This is a genomic window from Euzebyella marina (genome assembly GCF_014855515.1).
GTDB classification, from domain to species: domain Bacteria; phylum Bacteroidota; class Bacteroidia; order Flavobacteriales; family Flavobacteriaceae; genus Euzebyella; species Euzebyella marina.
The window spans coordinates 1,054,180-1,074,460 of the sequence record NZ_JACYFK010000001.1; the positions used below are offsets into that span (position 1 = coordinate 1,054,180).

General features: G+C 40.7%; 14 protein-coding genes. 7 read left to right on the forward strand and 7 right to left on the reverse strand.

What is annotated here, in order from left to right; translation table 11 throughout:
- Positions 1-148: 148 nt before the first annotated feature.
- From IL356_RS04165 to IL356_RS04175, 3 genes are all read right to left on the reverse strand, one after another.
- On the reverse strand, positions 149-2,059 hold the full coding sequence (locus IL356_RS04165) for a PA14 domain-containing protein (RefSeq protein ID WP_121847063.1): 1,911 nt from the start codon (positions 2,057-2,059) through the stop codon (positions 149-151).
- A gap of 131 nt (positions 2,060-2,190) precedes the next feature.
- Positions 2,191-2,832: a bifunctional 4-hydroxy-2-oxoglutarate aldolase/2-dehydro-3-deoxy-phosphogluconate aldolase gene (locus IL356_RS04170; RefSeq protein ID WP_121847062.1), complete on the reverse strand. Its 642-nt coding sequence runs from the start codon at positions 2,830-2,832 to the stop codon at positions 2,191-2,193.
- The gene (locus tag IL356_RS04175) at positions 2,825-3,775 is read right to left on the reverse strand and encodes a 2-dehydro-3-deoxygalactonokinase (protein WP_121847061.1); all 951 of its coding nucleotides are present in this window, start codon (positions 3,773-3,775) and stop codon (positions 2,825-2,827) included. The genes IL356_RS04170 and IL356_RS04175 overlap by 8 nt, the downstream gene beginning before the upstream one ends.
- A gap of 148 nt (positions 3,776-3,923) precedes the next feature.
- Here IL356_RS04175 and IL356_RS04180 point away from each other — a divergent pair, with 148 nt between their 5' ends.
- The 5 genes from IL356_RS04180 (at position 3,924) to IL356_RS04200 (ending at position 8,821) form a co-directional block, all read left to right on the forward strand.
- Positions 3,924-4,949: a Kelch repeat-containing protein gene (locus IL356_RS04180; protein ID WP_121847060.1), complete on the forward strand. Its 1,026-nt coding sequence runs from the start codon at positions 3,924-3,926 to the stop codon at positions 4,947-4,949.
- Between the two features lie 99 nt (positions 4,950-5,048).
- Positions 5,049-6,110, forward strand: a complete 1,062-nt coding sequence (locus IL356_RS04185) for a pyridoxal-phosphate dependent enzyme (RefSeq protein WP_121847059.1) — start codon at positions 5,049-5,051, stop codon at positions 6,108-6,110.
- A gap of 10 nt (positions 6,111-6,120) precedes the next feature.
- A complete protein-coding gene (locus tag IL356_RS04190) occupies positions 6,121-7,194 on the forward strand; it encodes a DUF1611 domain-containing protein (RefSeq protein ID WP_121847058.1) in 1,074 nt (357 codons plus the stop codon).
- Positions 7,191-8,255 carry a mandelate racemase/muconate lactonizing enzyme family protein gene (locus IL356_RS04195; protein ID WP_121847057.1) on the forward strand — a complete coding sequence of 355 codons (1,065 nt, stop codon included), beginning with the start codon at positions 7,191-7,193 and terminating at the stop codon, positions 8,253-8,255. Before IL356_RS04190 ends, IL356_RS04195 begins: the two co-directional genes overlap by 4 nt.
- Positions 8,256-8,287: 32 nt before the next feature.
- Entirely contained in the window at positions 8,288-8,821 is a 534-nt protein-coding gene (locus IL356_RS04200; RefSeq protein ID WP_121847056.1) for a GNAT family N-acetyltransferase, read from the forward strand.
- Positions 8,822-8,841: 20 nt separating this feature from the next.
- On the opposite strand, the gene IL356_RS04205 is transcribed toward IL356_RS04200, so the two are convergent.
- The 3 genes from IL356_RS04205 to IL356_RS04215 all read right to left on the reverse strand — a co-directional run bounded on the left by IL356_RS04205 (position 8,842) and on the right by IL356_RS04215 (position 13,904).
- Positions 8,842-11,409: a zinc-dependent metalloprotease gene (locus IL356_RS04205; RefSeq protein WP_121847055.1), complete on the reverse strand. Its 2,568-nt coding sequence runs from the start codon at positions 11,407-11,409 to the stop codon at positions 8,842-8,844.
- 301 nt (positions 11,410-11,710) lie between these two features.
- Positions 11,711-13,090: an AGE family epimerase/isomerase gene (locus IL356_RS04210; RefSeq protein WP_121847054.1), complete on the reverse strand. Its 1,380-nt coding sequence runs from the start codon at positions 13,088-13,090 to the stop codon at positions 11,711-11,713.
- 58 nt (positions 13,091-13,148) lie between these two features.
- Positions 13,149-13,904: a sulfite exporter TauE/SafE family protein gene (locus tag IL356_RS04215; RefSeq protein ID WP_121847053.1), complete on the reverse strand. Its 756-nt coding sequence runs from the start codon at positions 13,902-13,904 to the stop codon at positions 13,149-13,151.
- Between the two features lie 84 nt (positions 13,905-13,988).
- Here IL356_RS04215 and IL356_RS04220 point away from each other — a divergent pair, with 84 nt between their 5' ends.
- Positions 13,989-15,800 carry a sodium:solute symporter family protein gene (locus tag IL356_RS04220; protein WP_121847052.1) on the forward strand — a complete coding sequence of 604 codons (1,812 nt, stop codon included), beginning with the start codon at positions 13,989-13,991 and terminating at the stop codon, positions 15,798-15,800.
- A gap of 2 nt (positions 15,801-15,802) precedes the next feature.
- Here IL356_RS04220 and IL356_RS04225 read toward each other — a convergent pair whose 3' ends face one another.
- The gene (locus tag IL356_RS04225) at positions 15,803-16,216 is read right to left on the reverse strand and encodes a hypothetical protein (protein ID WP_162987767.1); all 414 of its coding nucleotides are present in this window, start codon (positions 16,214-16,216) and stop codon (positions 15,803-15,805) included.
- A 232-nt stretch (positions 16,217-16,448) separates the two neighbouring features.
- Here IL356_RS04225 and IL356_RS04230 point away from each other — a divergent pair, with 232 nt between their 5' ends.
- Positions 16,449-20,249 (forward strand): transglutaminase domain-containing protein, encoded by a 3,801-nt coding sequence (locus IL356_RS04230; RefSeq protein WP_121847050.1) that lies wholly within the window; start codon positions 16,449-16,451, stop codon positions 20,247-20,249.
- The last annotated feature ends 32 nt before the right edge of the window (positions 20,250-20,281 follow it).

Below are 20,281 nucleotides of genomic sequence, written 5' to 3' on the forward strand. Positions count from 1 at the left end.
CCTTGAAAATGACATTTGGCATATAGCCACAATTATGCGGTAAAATGTCATCAATTGGCAACAATAATTGTACAAAATTGACAAATTGGTAAATGAAGTAAAAATTTACCATTATGCAAGATTTATACTACGCCAAACGCAGAGAGAGTTAGGGTCTATACCATAGACTTGCCGGAGACCTTTCTATAGTAGGCCCAGAATATTCAAGTTGTAGTTCTTCGCCCAAAAAGTCTTCAAAATAATCTATCTGAATTGGATGAAATCCTTTTTTTAAGGCCACAAGCCCTTTTTTGGTTTCAGCACTATGCGATCCGCTATTGTCAACTACAAGCTCTTTATTGATATAAAGTTTGCTACCGTCATCCGATCTTAAATAAAAGGTATAGACACCATCTGAAGGCACCTTAACATACCCTTCGTACTGAATCGCATAATGGTCTAAGCGTTCGCCTATAGTGTCGGGACTCAAATCTTCAGTGGCCCCTGTTTTGATGACCTCTAATGAACCAAAGTCGGGAATGGAGGTAAAATCACCTTCGAAATACGAATAGCTCAATCCCTTTTTCGGTCTACCGACCCTACTTGCCTTCGAGGGTTTCACTTTTCGGTATTCTTTTTTTACCGCCGAACTTGTAAAGCCTTCATTATCGGCAAACAAAAATTGAGTTTCGGAAGTTTCTTTTAATACAAAGGATTTGGTGAAATTCGAAGAATTCAAATCAGGAATCTGCCCGTTAACGGTATATTTTAGCTGTAAATTCTCATAAGGATGATCTGCTGTCACGCTTAACTCCTTAAGAAATATATCTTCTTCAGTAAGCGAAATATTGACTTGAGGGTCGTCTAGGTCTATAATTTCAGTACCACTTAAAGTAAAGGCGGGTTCCATAAAAGCAGAGTCATAACCCATTTGCCATTGCATTTGTAGAGGATCCCAACCGTTTTGGTCGATCTCTGCAGCACTTTTAACTTTAAAAGTAATCTGTTTTGAAGCGCCGCTAGGTAGCTCCACCTCAAACACTGATTCATCAGGTTGAACTTGATGATGATGAAATAATTGACCTTTGAAGTACAGTGTTTCTTCTGCTTCATTCTTGAGAACCATAATTACCTTTCGCTCATTCTCTTTGGATAAAAGTAATGGGCTAAGTTCTGCTGCTTGCATTAGGTTTACGGCCATTTCTCTTGTTTGGCCATTACTTACATCGTGGTCAATAATTCCAGAAAGGGCCAGATTGGCCATTTTCGGCCCTTCAGCGGTCATGGTCACCCAACTGACATGATCGAATTCGCCAAATTTTGGGCCACGCAATTTGCTGCCTCCTCCGGTAGTTCCAAGTAAATAATGATGGCGATCATTTCTTATCTCATGAAGGTACCTGTGCGTGTGACCCGCAAATACCGTATAATCCCGATTTTTTAAAACCTCCTCAACCTCATTAAACCCATTGGCCTCACCGTAAATCCACATCGGGTGATGCATAAAAACCATTGTCCAGCGAACGTCTGTATTTTGAGAGATAGCTTCCTTCAGGTATTCTATTTGGTCTCTTCCCATTAAAACACCGTCACCATCATTACTGTTCACTACAAGAAACAAAACATCTTTGTATATAAAATGATAGTAATCCTTACCATATCTTTCTTTCCATCGTTGCGCCATTACATCGTTGGAATAGTCATGATTGCCTGCAACGTAGAAGAACTTGGTTTTTAAGGAATCGATTATACCATCAAACTCTAGCCATTGTTCATCTAAGAGATCCGGATCCTTAGTATACCCCTCAATCAGGTCGCCAACGCTCATGACGAATTCAGGATATAGTATATTTATTTTATTTAAACCATTTCCGAAAACACCCTTTCGATGGCCACCGGTGCGGTCACTTACAATGGCAAATTGAAAGTTCTCAGGGTTATTATAAAAAGGTTTATCTGACCAAGGCTTTTGATTTTCAATTGAATCATGCACAAATACCGATAGATTTTCTTGTGCATTAGTGGGTACTTGAATAACGAGTAGCCCTATAAGAAAAAGGCCTTTCAAATATGAATACATGACGGATGGTTTAAGAGCTGCAAATTATTTTCTTGACAGGAAACTTAATTTAAATATAGGTTAACTAATTACGGCCAAGGTTAGGTCAAGATTATGATTGTACAGGCAGATCAGGACAGTGACGACTTCCCCTACAAAAAAGGCTCAATCTTATCTTTAAACTCTAAAAAGTGTTCACTTAGGGCATCGTAATTGCCGGCCTGAATATATTCTTTATGAAATAACGTGCTACCGACACCGGCACCTACGGCCCCAGCTTTGAAAAATTCTTGAACATTATCCTTACTAACGCCTCCCGTAGGTAAAAGTTTGATTTTATTAAGAGGGGCCAGTACGTCTTTAATATACTTTGGGCCTAACTGCGTGGCTGGAAAAACCTTTACTGCCGAGGCCCCCAGTGACCAAGCTTTGTAAATCTCGGTAGGTGTAAAGGCTCCCGGAAATATAGGAATGTTTCTATTCACACATTCTTTGATAACTTCTGGGTCGAGAATAGGGGTAACAATAAATTGCGCACCGGCCTCCAAAGCTTTTTCAAGATCGGCTAAGTTACAAACGGTACCCGCCCCAATATTTAGGTCAGGATAATCCGCTCGAAGGGTTTTAATAATTTCACCAACTCCGTCGGTGTTCATTGTAATTTCTAAAGTGTAAAAACCACTTTTTAAGTAGGCCCCTGCAATCTTATCTATCGTTTCGAGTGAGTAACCCCTTAGAATGCCTACCAGAGGATTTTTATAGAACTTTACCCAAGAAAAAGGTTGGTCAAACATAACTTTTTAAGATTTTGAGTTGTCCTGCCAATAGCGATTTTTCCATATCGCTTGAGCTAAAGCAAGTGAGGTAATCGGCAGGAAGAATGTATGTCAACGCCAACTTGTACAATTTGGCATTGATTCCGGTAGCCCCTAAATATACTTTTTCGTACATATCGGCAATATGTGAAAGTTCGCTGCCTATAAGTAGGCCCGATAAGAAATAAAAATTCTCTACACCCGTAGAATCGTTCAAAAGGCTGTTGGCCCTGACCGAAAAGAGAGCCGACATGGCATCGTTACTAAGCGCCTTTTTGACCCCTTCGAGAAAATAGGTCTCAAATGAAGAATCCCAAGGGCTTTGCTCCAAAGAAGCTGATAGAATGCTGTGCCTACTTATAACCTCGAAAAGCTCGCCGGTCATATAGGTTTTGAAGTTTTCGAATCGGCCGTTGTTAAAGGCGATGTGCTTGGAATGGGTTCCCGGTAAGATTAAAATTCCTTTTTCATTTCTTGAAAGCAGCTCTGAAAGACCGATAGCCTGAATTTCCTCGCCGCGCATAACATCGTTTTCAGTTCTTGCTCCGGAAACCAATATAAGGTCTGGCTTTCCGTTTTCTTCCATACGAACACTGATCAAACCATCCCCATCAAAATCAACAGGAAATTTAGAATACGGTAATTCTTTCATTCCGATTGAAGATGACAACATTCCCGAAGCGATTATCGGTGTTCGGGAAGAATACGGAACCGAAATTGTATCTATCTTTTCTAAGAGGTAAGACTGAAAAAACTCTTGCCTAGATTTTTCCAGTTGTGACTTGAAGTCTTTATAATGTTTTTTAATACCCTGTTCGCTGGTGTATTGAGAAAGAACCTCTAGAGATTTGGTGTCGACCAAAAGTAGCCTAAAGTTGCTTGTTCCCCAATCACAACTGATAAAATGCGAAGGAAGTTTCATAAATGCTGCTTAACAGGTTAAAGATAACAATTAGAATAAACTGGCGACGAGTCAAAATTGCGGGCCTAATCAATAGGGTATTCACCTATATGGTATGGTCGCGTAGCAATTATATAGTACATTTAGATGCATAAACTATAAAACAACTATGAAAAATTTTCTACCCATAATTGCCCTGTTCTTTCTACTTGCAAGCTGTAAAGATGCCCCTCAAAAAAGCAAAGAGACCGATAAGGTCGAAGCAGAAAAGCCCCAAGAAAACAAAGGTTGGCAGTCGGTAACATCTGAAGATGGCACCGAGCCTATTGCAAGGCATGAAGCGGCCTTTGTACAAGTAGGCGATAAGTTCTATCTATTAGGAGGAAGAGACATTAGACCGGTAAGTATTTACCATACGCAAACAAAAAGTTGGTCACAAGGCTTAAAACCACCTATTGAATTGCACCATTTTCAGCCGGTTGTTTTTGAGGATAAAATATATATCATATCGGCTTTGACCGGAAAGTGGCCAGCGGAGACACCTACAGAACACGTATATATCTATGACCCATCAAAAGATGAATGGACCCAAGGAGACGAAATACCTGAGGACAGGAGAAGGGGCTCTACTGGCAATGTGTTGTTTGAAGACCAAATATATGTGACCTGCGGAATTAAAAATGGGCATATAGGAGACCATAAAAAGTGGATGGATCGATACGACCCTAAAACCGGCAAATGGGAAACCTTGTCAGATGCACCACGTGCCAGAGACCATTTTCAAGCCGTAGTGTCAGATGGTAAAATTTACGCACTAGCGGGGCGTAATACCGGTATCGAGCCAGAGAATCCTTTTGGTGGTACCATTGGAGAGGTCGATGTATACGATATTGAGACCGATTCTTGGGAAACACTTCCAAACCCTATACCGACAGAGAGGGCCGGTAATGCCGCTCTTTTAGTTGAAAATGAAATATGGGTTGCTGGCGGTGAATCGGCCAGCCAAGAAAAGGCTCATGAACATGTAGAGGCCCTAAACTTGGTCTCTAACGAATGGGAAGCCCTTCCAAGTCTTTTAGAGGGCCGTCATGGCACAGGCCTAATTTTGAACGAAGGCTCGGTATATGTCGCTTCAGGATGCGGCAACAGAGGAGGTTCGCCCGAATTGGCTACTATGGAAAAATATACTCCATAATCCCAAATTTTACCTTTCTATTTTCCTGATTTAATGTAATTGTATATCTAAAAACAGATTACATTTGATAGGGTTTTTGTAATTACCAAATGCTATGAAATGGACCTAAGAGACGGGGTAAAGACCGCACAGAACAAAGTTTCTTCAGAGACGAAAAAGTTGAGTTCTTTCGTGAAAGATAAGACCAAATCATTGGTCGACAGACTGGAGTCGTACGAAGATATGATCAACCTAGAAGTGGGCGACACGGGTCTGAACAGGGCCAAAGGGCTAGAACGTGAATTCGATATACGGCAGCTCTATATCAAATATGAAGGCGATAACCCGACAGGCACGCAAAAAGACCGTATCGCCTTTGCGCAGGTTTATGATGCCCTACGGCGTGATTTTGATACGGTTTCACTCGCCACCTGTGGTAATTATGGCGTTGCTGTGGCCCTGGCAGCTAATTTGGCGGGTATGCAATGCCAAATTTTTATACCTGAATCATACCATACCGAGCGGGTAGAAGAGATGAAAAATTTGGGAGCAACCATTGTGCGTATGCCAGGTAATTACGAAGATGTGGTAAAGGCGAGTAGTGATATGGCGGTTGATAAGGGCTGGTATGATGCCAACCCCGGGGGGTCGAATACCCCTCTTCAAATCAGCGCCTATTCACAGATTGCTACTGAAATTTTTGAAGATTTGGGTGATGCTCCCAAGTATTGCGCAGTGCCGGTTTCAAACGGAACTCTCTTTGCAGGCATATACAGGGGGTTTGTGAATCTTTATAAAAGAGGAAAGACTTCGCGCATACCAAAGATGGTGGCAGCCTCATCCACTAAAAAGAATCCGATTATACAATCCTTTTTACAAGGCCTTGATCATTGCCAAGATTTAGACCCCAATAGTATTAAGGAAACCAAGTATAACGAACCCCTGATCAATTGGCATAGTTTCGATGGAGAGGAGGCATTGTATGCCTTACGGGAATCGGATGGTGAAGCCTTTAATATCAGTGACCGAAAGCTTAGGGACATGACCGCATTGCTAGCGAAAAAGGAGGGTTTTCGCATTCTTCCGGCATCAACTGCCGGATTGATTGCCCTGCTTGAACTTGATGAGAAATTAAATTTTGAACCGGACAGGTTCGTAGCGGTACTGACCGCAAAAAACTAAAAGAAAAAGAATGAAAGAATCAATAGACGGAAAAGCACTTGTATACTGCGAAGGAGCATTCAATACCCCTAATGGAAAAACTGCTCACGGACTAACAAGATTTACCGAGAGGTACGAAGTAGTCGGTGTTCTTGATGCGAAATACGAAGGTAAGGATGCAGGCGAGGTATTGGATGGTAAACCGAACGGTATTCCAATTTTTAAGGATTTCGACACTGCAGTAGAAGCGCTTTCCCAGAAAAAAGAGTTGCCCAAATATTTGGTAATCGGTTTGGCCCCTGATGGCGGAAGACTACCGATGGTTGCCAAAGACACGATTAAGAAAGCTTTAAAAATGGGTTGGAACGTTGATAGCGGCCTACACGACTTTTTGACCAATGACCCCGTTTTGACCCAGTTGGCGGCGGAAAATAATTGTCGCATTAGAGATGTTAGAAAAACTCCTGATAGAGACCAGTTACACTTTTTTACAGGAGATATCGAAAAGGTCGATTGCCTAAAATTAGCGGTTCTGGGTACTGATTCGGCCTTGGGTAAACGTACAACAGCCTGGTTGTTGGTCCATGGGTTTAGAAATGCGGGGCTCAAGGCTGAAATGATAGGCACTGGGCAAACTGCTTGGATGCAAGGGGCGAAATACAGCATGGTGATGGATAGTTGTATCAATGATTTCGTTTCCGGAGAAATAGAGCATGCCGTGGTCAGCGCCTATAGAAACGAGAACCCTGATGTAATTGTCATTGAAGGGCAGGGCAGTTTAATGAACCCGGCCTACCCAGGTGGTTTCGAAATTTTGGCTGCGGGAAGGCCCGACTACGTAGTATTACAGCATGCGCCCAAGCGCTTGGAATATGATGGCTTTCCTGGTTATCGTTTGCATTCGTTGGCTGAGCAGATCAATGCCATCGAGACCATTTCAGGAAAAAAGGTCATTGCGATAACCGTAAACCATGAAAATATGGAAGAGGATGAGATCCTTGAAACCTGCAAGCAAATCACCCTTGAAACCAAATTGCCTGCATTTGATGTGCTCAAATATGGGGCGGAAGGCTTAATCGATTTATTGAAAGAAAAAATTGAATGAAAATAACCGAGGTCAGCTTTGAACGGCTCGATTTAAAACTTTCCGAGCCATATACGATTGCCTATGAAACCATAGACAGTACGGTAAATTTTATTCTTAAGATTGAAACTGATTGCCATATAACAGGATATGGCTGTTCGGCTCCAGACTTGATAGTCACGAACGAGAGTCCGTTAGACGTTTTTGACGCCATCAATGAAATCATCATTCCTTTTTTAAAGGGCAAGAACCCTTTTACCTATGCTTTGCTGCTGCTAGAACTCAGAACTTTGCTGGGTAAAAAATCATCTTCGCTGAACATGGTCGACATGGCCTTGCACGATGTGGTGTCTAAAAAGGCAGGAGTGCCACTATATCAATATTTAGGCGGTTTTCAAACCTGTATAGCCACGAGTGTTACGATAGGCATTTTACCGCTTGAAGAAACATTACTTCGAGCCCGCGAATTCGTTAAAATGGGTTTTACCATCCTCAAAATAAAAGGCGGACATAGTTTGGAAGAGGATGTTGCCAAAATGAAAATTCTTCATGAAGAGTTTCCTCAGATTACTTTTCGATTTGATGGCAACCAAGGGTATTCAGTGCTAGACTCGGTGGCTTTTGTAAAGGCCACCAGTCAAATAGGAATAGAGATTTTTGAACAGCCCACCATGCACGAAAAAGAGGAAAGGTTAAGTGAAGTCATGAACCAGGTTGATATTCCCGTAATGGCCGACGAAAGTCTAAAGACGTTGACCGATGCATTTAGGCTTGCCCAGAACGAAAGGGTCGATATGGTCAATATCAAATTGATGAAAGTGGGCGGAATTCTCGAAGGCATGCATATCAATTCTGTAGCTAAGGCAGCGGGCATTGAAAGCATGATCGGTTGTAACGACGAGTCTTCTTTGGGTATTGCTGCGGGGCTTCATTTTGCCCTATCAAGGCCCAATATAAGATATGCCGATCTCGATGGTCACCTCGACCTTCTTGACGATCCTTTTCAGGGGCTCTTTCATCTACGTAATGGTGTTTTATACCCCACGGAGGCTCCAGGGCTGGGGGAATTCGAAGTTTTTTAATCCTAAGAACTTATTTGAAATAGATTTTAAAGGTGAGCGAATCACAAGACTTTTTCATAGGCGCGACCAAGAGAGACGAACTTCCCATTGTTATAAATCTTTTTAAAGAGGTTATGTCTTTTCAAGGGCAAAACGGATATAAGGTTTGGCAGGAAATCGATGAAGGGGCCATTGAGAAAGAGATAGCTGATTCAAAGCAATACAAGATTTGTGAAGGAGACCAGATTTTATGCCTGTTCAGTATTCAATTGAGCGACCCTTTTATTTGGGGTGAAGACGAAGCGGAAAGCGCTATTTATCTCCACCGAATTGTTGTACACCCAAAATTTAAAGGTCGGCGACTCTTTTCTAAAGTATTGTCATGGGCTAGAGAATTTGCCCTAAAAAATCAGCTGAATTATATAAGAATGGATACTTGGGCCGACAATCATCAGCTCATATCATATTATAAATCTTTCGGATTTGGGCAGGTACGAACCACTAAAACCTCTGATTCGCCTGAATTACCAGTACAGAACCGAAATCTAGAAATAGTTCTTCTGCAACAAAAAGTGGAAAACGTTTAGGTTCAATTGGCGAAGAGCTATTATTCATCGCCACTTTGTTCCTGGATAGAAACGTCCCTTCTAAATGGAATAAAAAGTGGATCAACGTCTCTAGTTTGACCAACCACTGATTCAATTTCCCTTTTTAAGTAATTCAAGTGAGCGATGGTCAACCTATCCGTCATTACAGGTATGGTTCTTTTAATATTTCCTTGTAAAGTCAGAAGGTTGTCAAGTGCCAATGAACGAACATCTGTATTAACGGTATATCCTTCCGAAAGTTTTGCCAAAATTCCTTCTACCAAGCCTTCGGCCTCATCTGGTTTATAAAGTGCTATGAGGTTCGAAACATAAGCTTTTTGAAGCTTTCTTTTATAGGCATTCGTTTGATAGAAAACGTTCATATCTCCCCAAACCAGTTGGCTGAGGTCATCCATATATTCTTGAGGCAAATAAGGGTCTTCGTTCTCATAACGCTCAGAAATGAATGTCATTCGGCTTAATCGACTCCCACCCAATAGATTCATCATCACACCTTCCATCGTTTTGGTAACCGACTCTTTCGATTGTGGTGATTGAATGGCGTTTAAAATGTCATTTCGTAAAAGCCACTTAGGCTCTTTAAAAATGTAATTGTTCAAGAAGAGGAGGGCCTGCTTTTGTGTCTGTTTATCAACAGGGCGATACACTTCACCTTCTTCGCCCATCGTTTTAGGGGTTACATAGATACCACCAATGTTTTTGGCCACATGAAAAATGTAATCGCTGTATTGCCCAACTAAATCTTTATATACCTGATCTAAGTTGGCATAATCATCACTATTTCTTTCCTGTGTCCATTTTTTTAAGAAGGGCGCGATTCGTTGCAAGTTTAATATGCCGTATGTGCTAGCCTGCATGGCATCGTCTCCCAAATCTTCTGTTTGCGACCGAGGGTCAAAGTCACGACCTTCACCACCGAACCACAATCTAGGGTTACCGGTAACACTATCGGTTACCATTTGGCTCAACATTTCTCTTTCGTCACTGATCGATAGGTCATCGGCATATCTGGAATACCCCCACTGAATGGCCCATTTATCATAATCGCCAACTCGTGGCATCAAATCTTTGTTCGGGATACTATCTTCAGGCTGGGCTACGTAGTTGAAACGGGCGTAATCCATAATCGAACTGGTATGTCCGTTTTTCTCTAACCATTCGGCATCACGCAAGTTTTCTACCGGAGTAGCATGGCTTGCGCCCATATTATGCCTTAAACCTAGGGTATGCCCTACTTCGTGAGAAGCTACAAACCGAATAAGCTCACCCATCAATTTCGAGTCATACTCCATTTTTCGGGCACGCTCATCCACGGCCCCCGCTTGAACCATATACCAACTATGTAAAAGACTCATAAGGTTATGGTACCAGCCAATATGGCTTTCCAAGATTTCGCCACTTCTAGGATCTACCACATTAGGTCCGTAGGCATTCTTAAAAGGGGAGGCAAAATAGCGTAGTACAGAAAAACGTGAGTCTTCAAGGCTCATACTCTCGTCATTTTCTGGCCAGGGCTTGCCGATGATGGCATTTTTAAAACCAGCCTGTTCAAAAGCAACTTGCCAATCGTTGATACCCTGTATCAAATAAGGGCGCCATTTTTTAGGGGTTGCCGGATCGATATAATATACAATAGGTTTTTTGGGCTCTACAAGTTCTCCTCGCTTCCACTTTAGAGAATCTTCCGGTTTAGGCTCCAACCGCCATCTGTGAATGTAAGTATTGCGGTCTACCTTTTGTTGGTCATCACCATACTCGAGATAAGAACTTGCAAAATAGCCCACTCTTTCGTCGTATAGCCTTTTTCGCATTGGAATCTTTGGCAACAAAATGAATGAGTTATTGATCTCAAGAGTTACAACACCTGCAAGAATCGCCGCAGGAAGCTCTTTTCGTTTGTCGGATCCTGATTTGGCCCTATATGTCTTAACCGTCTTGATTTCGGTATTGACGGGAAAAGAGTTGATCTCTTGAATATATGATTTGTCTTTTTCTAGCGAAAGTAACTTGTAATCGTCTTTGGCATCAGAACTGAGAGCCAATAGCGGATTCTCGCTATTTATAAAATTAGTGACCTCAATGACATACGATTGATTGTCATCATTCTGGGCCTTGATTTCAAACGCTTCTAAAATAGGGGTGATATTCGAATTGTTGACAGCCTTTGATATAGCGTCGTCTTCATGGGCCGCACTCACAAGGGTTGAAATACGAAGGAAAAGATTGTTGGTAGGGCCTTTCTCAAAAACAATGGTGTTTTCCGATATTTTCTCTCCTCCATAGTTACTTGCCCCAGATGGAGTCTTGATAAAGCGGGTAACCACCAAAATTTCACGGTTCAACAAACTATCCACAATCTCAAAATAGTATTTGTCGCCGACCTTATGTACATCAAATAAACCGCTTTTCGTAACGGCTTCTTCAGTTATAATTCGATCATAGGCCTTGGCGCTATTGGCCGCCAGGCTTTCCGATTTCCCTTTTCTATTGGACTTACCTACAAACCCAACACTACCGCAAGAGGTAACCAAAAGAAATACAAGAATATATGCAAAGCAATTTTTCATTGTTATCAATTTTACCGTATCGGTTTTATTATCTGTTGGTTTGGCGCGAGGTACTCGAAAAAACCTTTAGTTAGAGGTCTTCTCTAAGTAGCCAACGTTTCAAACAAAACTTTAGTATGGTATTGGTTGGGTCGGGGTTTCTTTTAACAGAATATGTGATATGAACTCTGTGTTCAAGACTTCAATCTTGAATATATACGAAATATACGGCAAGAAAGATTGGCATCCAATATACAACACAGCAAGGAGGATGTCAATTATCAATTGATAATTTCATCTTAACAAAACAAGCTGAGAGCAGTTAGTGGTGCTCTTGGGTCAAAACGAATTCACTTTTCAACATTTGAATTACATTGATCAATGATCTGATATTATGATAGTTGACCTTCCAGATTTGCGCTTTTGCTTTTTTTGATGCTTCGGGGTCAGTGTCGAGGCCCTCGCCATACCAGCCACCATTGGTATGGTCGATTAAATAAGTATCAATATATTTCCATTGTTTTTTAAAAAGATGCAAATACCGCTCTTCATTTGGGTGAAATTTGGCCATCAATATGAGTGAATTAAGCGCTTCTGCCTCGGCCCACCATATCTTTGCTTTGTTGATGATGGTTCGGGAACCATCTTTCCAATAGTATCCACCGTCAAAAAAACCGCCTTTTTCTTCATCCCAACCCCATTCAAGAGCATGGTCAACCATTAACTTTGCCTTGCGTTCGGTTAAGGTGTCGTTTTTAATTCCTAGACGATGGGAAGCTTCTAAAAGAAGAAAGGCCGTCTCTACGTCATGACCAAATGAGACATGGTCCAGATAAAAATGTTCTTTTCGGTATATTTCGCTGGAATCTCTAAAACTGACAGGTTTCCAATCTCTCTCTAAATGAAGGGATAAATATCCTTTATCAGTGGTAATGGTATCTCTTATCAAAACCAACAGCTCCTCGAGACGTCTTCGCAAAAGCGGGTCAGGCCAAACCTCATAGAGAGCCGTAAAACTTTCTAATAGATGAATGGAAGAGTTTTGATCCTTCCAGTTTTTGCGAATGAAATTATCAAACTCACCTGTATTTTTCTCCTGTTCAAGAAGCCATGAGCCTTTGTCATCCATAACATCAAAATATCCACCATAAACAGAATCATGGGCATGCTCTTCTAACCAGTAGAAAGTTTTCTTAGCCAAATCTAGGGCCTCGTTGTTTTTTGATACCTTGTAGTAAGCGGCCAAGCCGTAAATGGCAAAAGAATTGCCGTAGGCACTTTTTCCTTTTGAAAGTACTTTAAGACTGTCGTTTTCAAGACCGAGAAGGGTAAAGAAACCACCGTGTCTTTCATCCCACATATGATTTTTTAAAAACCGAAAACCGTGTTCGGCAATAGTTTGATAAGTTTCATCTTGGTAGTAATCGGCTAAAATTGCGGTAGTCCATACATGACGGGCCTGACTAACCAACATTTTGTTCTGCTTGCCCTTCTTTTCCCACTCATAATCGAAATCAGACCAAAAGCCACCATTTATCGTGTCAACGCTTCTAGGGTACCATACCTTGACCAATGCATTAAGTGAATTTTCGATTTCGACAGTCAGCTTTTCTTCATTCGTTTCTTCTTTTTTTGAGCTTGAACAAGAAGTGAATAACGACAGAGAAAAAGTTAACAGGAATAAGTAGAAAAGGGCCTTCATGGTTTAGTAGTTCAGGTGATTGCACTAAAGCTACTCATAAAAACTTATAAAAAGTGGGCTATTTGATCAATATCATAAGCGCACCTAGCGCAGTCAAAACCAATATCATTTTTCGATAAAAATCTTCTTTGATCATTTTTACCAGACGAACCCCCAGAAAAACACCAATAAAAATACCCGGCACCAATTTGAGGTCAAATAGTAAAGTGTCAAGGGTAACGGTTTCCCAAACAAAAATGTGAAGTGGCAATTTAAGAACGTTAATGATTAAGAACAGCCATGCCGCTGTACCAATAAATTCATTTTTGTGTACACGCATAGCCAAAAAGTAAATATTGCTAAAGGCGCCACCAAGGTTACCAATCATGGTAGTAATGCCCGCTACCGTGCCCACAAAGCCTGCAAAAGCCCAATGGATGGGCACTCTTTTTGATTTTCTTCGATCCCACCAGTACATCATAACAACGCTTACCAGAATAATAATGGCCATTGCTATTTTAAAAAGGGTCTCGTTGAGGTCATTTCCAATGAAGGCACCTATAATTATACCGACCAGTATCCAAGGTAAAAAACGTACTATATACCACCAATTGGCGTGTCTATTGTAATAAATGACCGCAAAAATATCGCCGACTACAAGAAGCGGAACGACAATTCCGGTAGATGCTTTGGCATCAAAAGCCAGGGCCATTAGAGTTACGTTTACAATCGCTATTCCTTTAATACCCGCTTTAGAGAGTCCGATGACCACGGCAGCAGCAAATGCAAGGGCCCAAGAAGTTATTGAAATGTCAAAATTAGCGGCTAAAAACATGGTTGGTCTTTCGATGGCAAATGGCAAAAGTATCTTAAAAAAATAATATCTTTATCGGCTAACCAAAAAACCAACCTCCACCCTATGCAGTTATCTACCCTCGATTACAGTTTTATTGTCGTTTTCTTCTCCATCGTTTTAGGTATCGGAATTTATGTTTCAAAGAAATCCGGTAAGGATTCATCTGAATTTTTTCTTTCAGGAAGAACCATGCCATGGTGGCTTTTGGGCCTATCTATGGTGGCCACGACCTTCTCTACCGATACACCTAATTTGGTAACCGATATCGTGAGAACTAACGGTGTTTCTGGAAACTGGGTTTGGTGGGCATTTTTAATTACGGGTTTATTAACTGTTTTTGTATATGCCAAATTGTGGCGTAGGTCAAATGTAAACACTGACTTAGAATTTTATGAAATGCGCTATGGAGGTAAAGCGGCTAGTTTTCTAAGAAAGTTCAGGGCTGTTTACTTAGGGGCCTTATTCAATATTATTACAATGGCCTCAGTTACGTTGGCCGCCATTAAAATAGGAGGCATCATGTTGGGTCTAGAGCCTTGGGAAACCGTTGTTGGTGCTGGTTTGATTACGGTTACTTTTTCGGCTTTGGGAGGTTTTAAAGGGGTGGTCTACACTGATTTTCTTTTATTTTTTGTGGCAATGTCAGGAGCAATTGGTGCAGCATACTATTTGGTCAATATACCTGAAGTAGGGGGCATAGAGGCTTTGATGGCAAATGATGCTGTTAAGACGAAGCTTGACATTCTTCCCGATTTCAGCGACCAGAACGCATTGATTATGTTGTTTATTATTCCGCTTGCGGTTCAATGGTGGAGTTCATGGTATCCAGGGGCGGAACCCGGCGGTGGAGGCTATATTGCCCAACGTATGTTAGCGGCCAAAGACGAAAACCATGCAATCGGGGCTACCTTTTTCTTCAATATAATGCACTATGCTCTTAGACCGTGGCCATGGATTTTGGTTGCGTTGGCATCTATCGTAGTTTATCCTGATATTGCAAGTATTCAAGCTGCTTTTCCGAATATCGCGGAAAGTAAATTGGGCCATGATTTGGCTTATTCTGCCATGCTGACCAAATTACCAAGTGGTTTATTGGGAGTTGTGTTGGCATCATTGATTGCAGCGTACATGAGTACCATTTCGACCCAATTGAACTGGGGATCTTCTTATATCGTTTTTGATTTTTACAAGCAACAGATCAATCCTAATGCTACTGAAAAGCAAATGGTATCCATCGGAAGAATTTCGACCGTAATTCTTATGGTATTAAGTGCCGGTTTGGCATTGCTGCTAGAAAATGCACTTCAGATATTTGATATTCTATTGACTTTCGGTGCAGGTACCGGACTGATTTTTATACTACGGTGGTTTTGGTGGCGAATTAATGCCTGGAGTGAAATTGCTGCTATGTTCGCTTCGGGAATAATTTCCATTTTACTCAAAACTACAGCGTTAGGTCCTCTTTTGTTCAATTCGGAAGATGGGGTGTTTCCTAGTTGGTTCGAATATCCTTTTGTGGTCATTGTAACTTCTGCAATATGGTTGGCCGCAACATTCTTGACGCAACCTGAATCGAAGGAAACGCTAAGAGCATTTTACAAGCGAATACAACCAGGCGGGCCTGGGTGGAACAAGGTCGTTAATGAAGCTAAAGCCGATGGAGAAAAAATAGCCAAAGACAATGAAAAATGGAGCGTACCGCAAGGGATTACCGCTATGATTTTAGGGTGTATTCTTATTTACACCATAATGTTCTCAACCGGCTATTGGATTTACGGCAGAACTACACCGGCTATTATTTTAACGGTAATCGCTATTATATCGGCTTTCTTGCTTATTAAGGCGTGGGGCCGAATGAAAGATAATATCCTTTAGAACTATTGGTAATCTAATAGTATCTTAAGAATTTCTTCATTGTTAATATCAATGATGGAGGTGGATTTAACTTCGGTTTGTCCACCTTCTTCGTTATTTACGTATGCCTTAAATGATAGGGGCTCTCCATCTTTATAGACTTCAATTTGATAGATAGTCTTACTACCCTCTTGCATTTCTGTATAATTATACCCTACCAGACTTTGTCCGTACTCTTTTTCGACCCCAGTACCAAGTCTAAGTTTATAGGTTACATAATCGGCGGTAAAACCAGATGAGCTTACGAAAGAAAGTCCAGTTTCATAAGATATTTGTGCTTCACTGCTTACCACGGTAAGGGTGTCTTCATCTTTGGCGCAGCCGACCATAAGGGTTAGGCCTACTGCAAATAGTAGGTAACGTAGGTTTTTTTTCATTTTGGTTATTTTACGGAGCTTTTCAAACTCCAGATTTGGGTACAGGCCTTTTAAATGACCTTTACCAAGAACGACCATTGGTTTTTGGTATTGTGCTATATGCTCGGTAGCAGCCTCCTTATTCGATTAAATGCACTATCTGTTATCGAAGATGGCATTTCAACGATTTGTATACCATTTGTGGTAAAAGAACGTTATCTCTAGACCCAAATGAACCAACCTGCCGAGCTGTATGAGATTCATCTACTTTCTGCTTCTAGCCTTTTTACTTCCTATAAAGTCATTACAATCTCAACAAATAGAAGAGGTTCAAGAACACTGGCAGTTACTCTTCGATAACAAAAGGGAGAAAGCACTTGACAGCTTCGAAAAGTTGAATAGTGGTGACCTGCAAGCCCTTTTATCTGACCGGTTAATCAAAAATGAGTTGGGCCTATTTGAAGACCCTAAAAATTTCTTAGAAAAACTCGTTGGGCACAAAGATTTTGAATACTACCTCTATGCCTTATGGAACCATAGTTTCTTTTTTGAGAACTATACGAATACGGGCTTTAATAAGAAAAATACCTCTAATGTAGACGCCATTGATTTGAAGGCTGTTGAAAACCCAACGGTTAAAGAATCATTGCGATACTTAAAATCTGCTGTAGCGCAGCACCGCAATGATTGGAAAACCTATTACGAACTGAACCAAGAGTTACCATCCATTAAGGCATGGCAATTTTGTGGAGGCTTTGAAAATTTAAATGGCAGCGGTCTTGACACTCCTTTTGAACCCGAGTGGCAAATGGTGTCAGATAATGATTTTAATGCCAATAGTAATGGTTTCATCAATTGGTACACACCGATTGAACGTGACAAAGAGGCTTACCAATATTATTCGAATCATACCGAATATGGTAGTTCGGTCAACTACGCCCAAACATTTATTGATAATCCTGAAGAGCAAAAGGTTGTTATAAGGTTTGGTAGCTCGTCATTGGCCAAGATATGGCTAAATGATGTCTTACTAATTGAAAACAATAACGATGGCATTACCGATTTAGACGCTTATAATGTTGAGGTGACACTACCTAAGGGTACAAGTCGTTTACTAGTTAAAACTGCCGATATAAGTGGCATACCCTATTTCATTGCTCGCATTACCAATCTTCAAGGTTCTGAAATTTTAGGTGTAAAATACAGTTCGCAACCTAAGCCCTATATAAAAAGCAAAAAGGAAGGTCTAACACCGGTATTATTGGAACATCCTGTTGAAAAATACTTTTTGGAGAAAATCGAGAGCGACCCTAAAAACTTCTTGTATAGGCTATGTTTGTTGAATACTTATTTAAGAAACTCTAAATATCAAGAGGCAAAAGCCGTGCTGCAGCCATATTTAGAAAAATATGACCGCAGTTCTTTCCTTCGAAAATATTTGATTGAATGCTATACCAAAGAGAATGATTTTTCGGCCGTTAACGAGGTAAAAGAGAATATCATCAACGATGACGAAACTTATTACTTGAGCTATGTTTACAAGTTTCAAGATGCTGGTGAGCTTTTTAAACTTCCCATTGACGAATTCGAGCGTTTTATGAACCATTTTTCAGATGCAACGGATTTGCAAGTCTTAAAAAAATCGGCTGAGTTAATGAAAGCACTTAGGCGAGAAGACCAGGAAATGGTTAGATCAACGCTCAACGCGATTACCAAAGAAAACAAAGAGCAGCTAAACCTGATTAAAGTCTATTTAAATCTATATTCAGGTTACTTGAACGATGATGAAAGCGCAGTCAACATATTGGAAGAGATCAACAAAGATTACTTTGATTATTCGGCCATAAAATCATTGGCAGAACACTATGAAAAGCAGAACCGTATCAGCGATGCGCTAGGACTTTTCGAAACACGTTACGACCTGGTCAAAAATGACAATCTTTTTATTTCTGAACTCATTGATTACCTTCATAAATACAAGCGTTTTAAAGAATCGCTCCCGTATATTGAGCAAATGCTTGCCAATTATCCGTATTCTTTTGTGGCCATGGAAAAAAAGGCTTTTGCCTTAGAGCAAATCGGAAAGAAAGAGGAAGCGCTACATTGGTATCAAAAGGCCATAAAACATAATGGCGCAAACACAACTGTAAGAAAGAAGATTGACGATTTATCTAAAACTCCTGATTATTTTAAGGAGTTGGGCACTAAAGATATGTACGGTTTTATTACAAGTAACAGAGAGCAGCCTTTGATGGGTAGCTATGGGTACCATTATTTGTTGGATGAGACACTTTTGCAGCTATTTCCGGAAGGAGGGGGTAAGTCTCAGGTGAGATATGCAGTTAAAATTACATCTGACGCGGGAATAGAGTCACTGAAAGAAGTTGGCCTCGGCTTAAGCGGAAGCTACCATATAACCAAATCTGAAATTGTTAAGCCGACCGGAAAAATAGTTCCCGCATCGGTCAATGGCTCTGACTTAGTGTTCAGCAATCTCGAAATTGACGATGTCATATATATCGAATACGAAAGTAGCTATAGCAAAACGGGTAGGTTTTATAAAGACCATGTAGATTATTTCCAATTCGGATCGTATCATCCTATCATCAAAAACAGCCTTAAAATTTTGGTGCCGAAGAACCATGAATTTGACACTGAAATAGTGAACGGTGAAATCGATTATTCTAAGAGGGAATTAGATGATTACGTTCTTCACGAATGGAGTGCCGCCAATCAAAAGCCGATGCCCCAACCGGAAAACTACATGCCCAGCTTGAGCGACCTTGCGAAGTATATTCACATGAGCACTATCGGCTCTTGGGATGATGTGGCCCAGTGGTATGCCGACTTGGTTCGCCCGCAGATGCTTATCAATTCAGATGTAAAAAGGGCATTTGAATCCATTTTCCCGAAAGGGTATAGTGCCTTATCGGATGACATGCGTGCTTCTAGAATTTACCATTATATCATGGAAAATTTCAGTTATAGCTACGTCGGGTTCAGGCAAAGCGGTTATGTGCCCCAAAAGCCGTCAAAAACCATCAAGTCTAGATTAGGAGACTGTAAAGATTTTTCTACTCTATATGTGACTCTTGCGCAAATGGCCGGTTTACGTGCACATTTGGTATTGGTTTTGACATCTGATTATGGTGAAAACTCGATGGTATTACCTAACCAAGATTTCAATCACTGTATTGCCAAGGTATTTATTGATGGTAAGGCCCAATATCTTGAATTGACCGACAACAACTTGCCTTTCAGGTCTATACCAACCAGCTTAGAGCATGCCACGGCATTAGATATTCCCAACAAGAATTTCAAGAAAGTATCGTCGGGCATTTACCGTCTTGATAATATTGCCCATACTCCGACGGTAATTGAGAGTCATATGCTGTATAAAATCGGTAAAGATGACCATGAACTTCAAGTAGAATCTATCTTAAAAGGAAGCATTGTTTCGCACTACGCCGGCATTTTTAAAGAAAACAATGCAGAAATGCTGAAAAACAGTATAAAAGAAGATTTTCAAGGTAGAATGAGTGAAGACTTTAGTCTTGATAGCGTTTATAATGTGAATTATAAGCGAAGAGCTGAAACTTTGAAATACGTTTCCAAATTATCGGTCAATGAAAAATTGAATCAGATTGGTAGCATGAAAGTTCTTAGTCTTCCAGCAATCAATAATGCCTATAATTCGAGTATTATTGAAGACAATGTTAGAAATTATCCTATCGACTATCTGCTTTACGAAAATGCAGACGAGTATATTTCTTCTTACCTGATCGTCTTATCTGAAGATGAAGAATTTGTTGAAGTACCCGAAAATTCAGAATATAGTTTTAAAGCGCATCATTTTAATATGAACTTTGAGTTAAAGGAGCCAAACGAGCTATTCGTTCAAATTTCTGTTCAAACTTCAAAGAAACGTATTGACCCACAAGACTATAAAGATTTTAAGATGTATGTGAAATCGGTACTGGACGCCAAAAAGCAATTGATAGGGTTTAAAAAGGCCGCGTCAACATCGAAAGTTAGTTTGCCTGGCAAGGGTTAATATGGTTGTTCATAGCGCGTAATGACTTATCT

Coding starts and splice junctions, on each gene's coding strand:
- IL356_RS04190 (WP_121847058.1), top strand. CDS start 6,121: ATGAAAGAATCAATAGACGGAAAAGCACTTGTATACTGCGAAGGAGCA.
- IL356_RS04195 (WP_121847057.1), top strand. CDS start 7,191: ATGAAAATAACCGAGGTCAGCTTTGAACGGCTCGATTTAAAACTTTCC.
- IL356_RS04230 (WP_121847050.1), top strand. CDS start 16,449: ATGAGATTCATCTACTTTCTGCTTCTAGCCTTTTTACTTCCTATAAAG.
- IL356_RS04210 (WP_121847054.1), bottom strand. CDS start 13,090: ATGAAGGCCCTTTTCTACTTATTCCTGTTAACTTTTTCTCTGTCGTTA.
- IL356_RS04220 (WP_121847052.1), top strand. CDS start 13,989: ATGCAGTTATCTACCCTCGATTACAGTTTTATTGTCGTTTTCTTCTCC.
- IL356_RS04175 (WP_121847061.1), bottom strand. CDS start 3,775: ATGAAACTTCCTTCGCATTTTATCAGTTGTGATTGGGGAACAAGCAAC.
- IL356_RS04165 (WP_121847063.1), bottom strand. CDS start 2,059: ATGTATTCATATTTGAAAGGCCTTTTTCTTATAGGGCTACTCGTTATT.
- IL356_RS04170 (WP_121847062.1), bottom strand. CDS start 2,832: ATGTTTGACCAACCTTTTTCTTGGGTAAAGTTCTATAAAAATCCTCTG.
- IL356_RS04205 (WP_121847055.1), bottom strand. CDS start 11,409: ATGAAAAATTGCTTTGCATATATTCTTGTATTTCTTTTGGTTACCTCT.
- IL356_RS04185 (WP_121847059.1), top strand. CDS start 5,049: ATGGACCTAAGAGACGGGGTAAAGACCGCACAGAACAAAGTTTCTTCA.
- IL356_RS04180 (WP_121847060.1), top strand. CDS start 3,924: ATGAAAAATTTTCTACCCATAATTGCCCTGTTCTTTCTACTTGCAAGC.
- IL356_RS04225 (WP_162987767.1), bottom strand. CDS start 16,216: ATGAAAAAAAACCTACGTTACCTACTATTTGCAGTAGGCCTAACCCTT.
- IL356_RS04215 (WP_121847053.1), bottom strand. CDS start 13,904: ATGTTTTTAGCCGCTAATTTTGACATTTCAATAACTTCTTGGGCCCTT.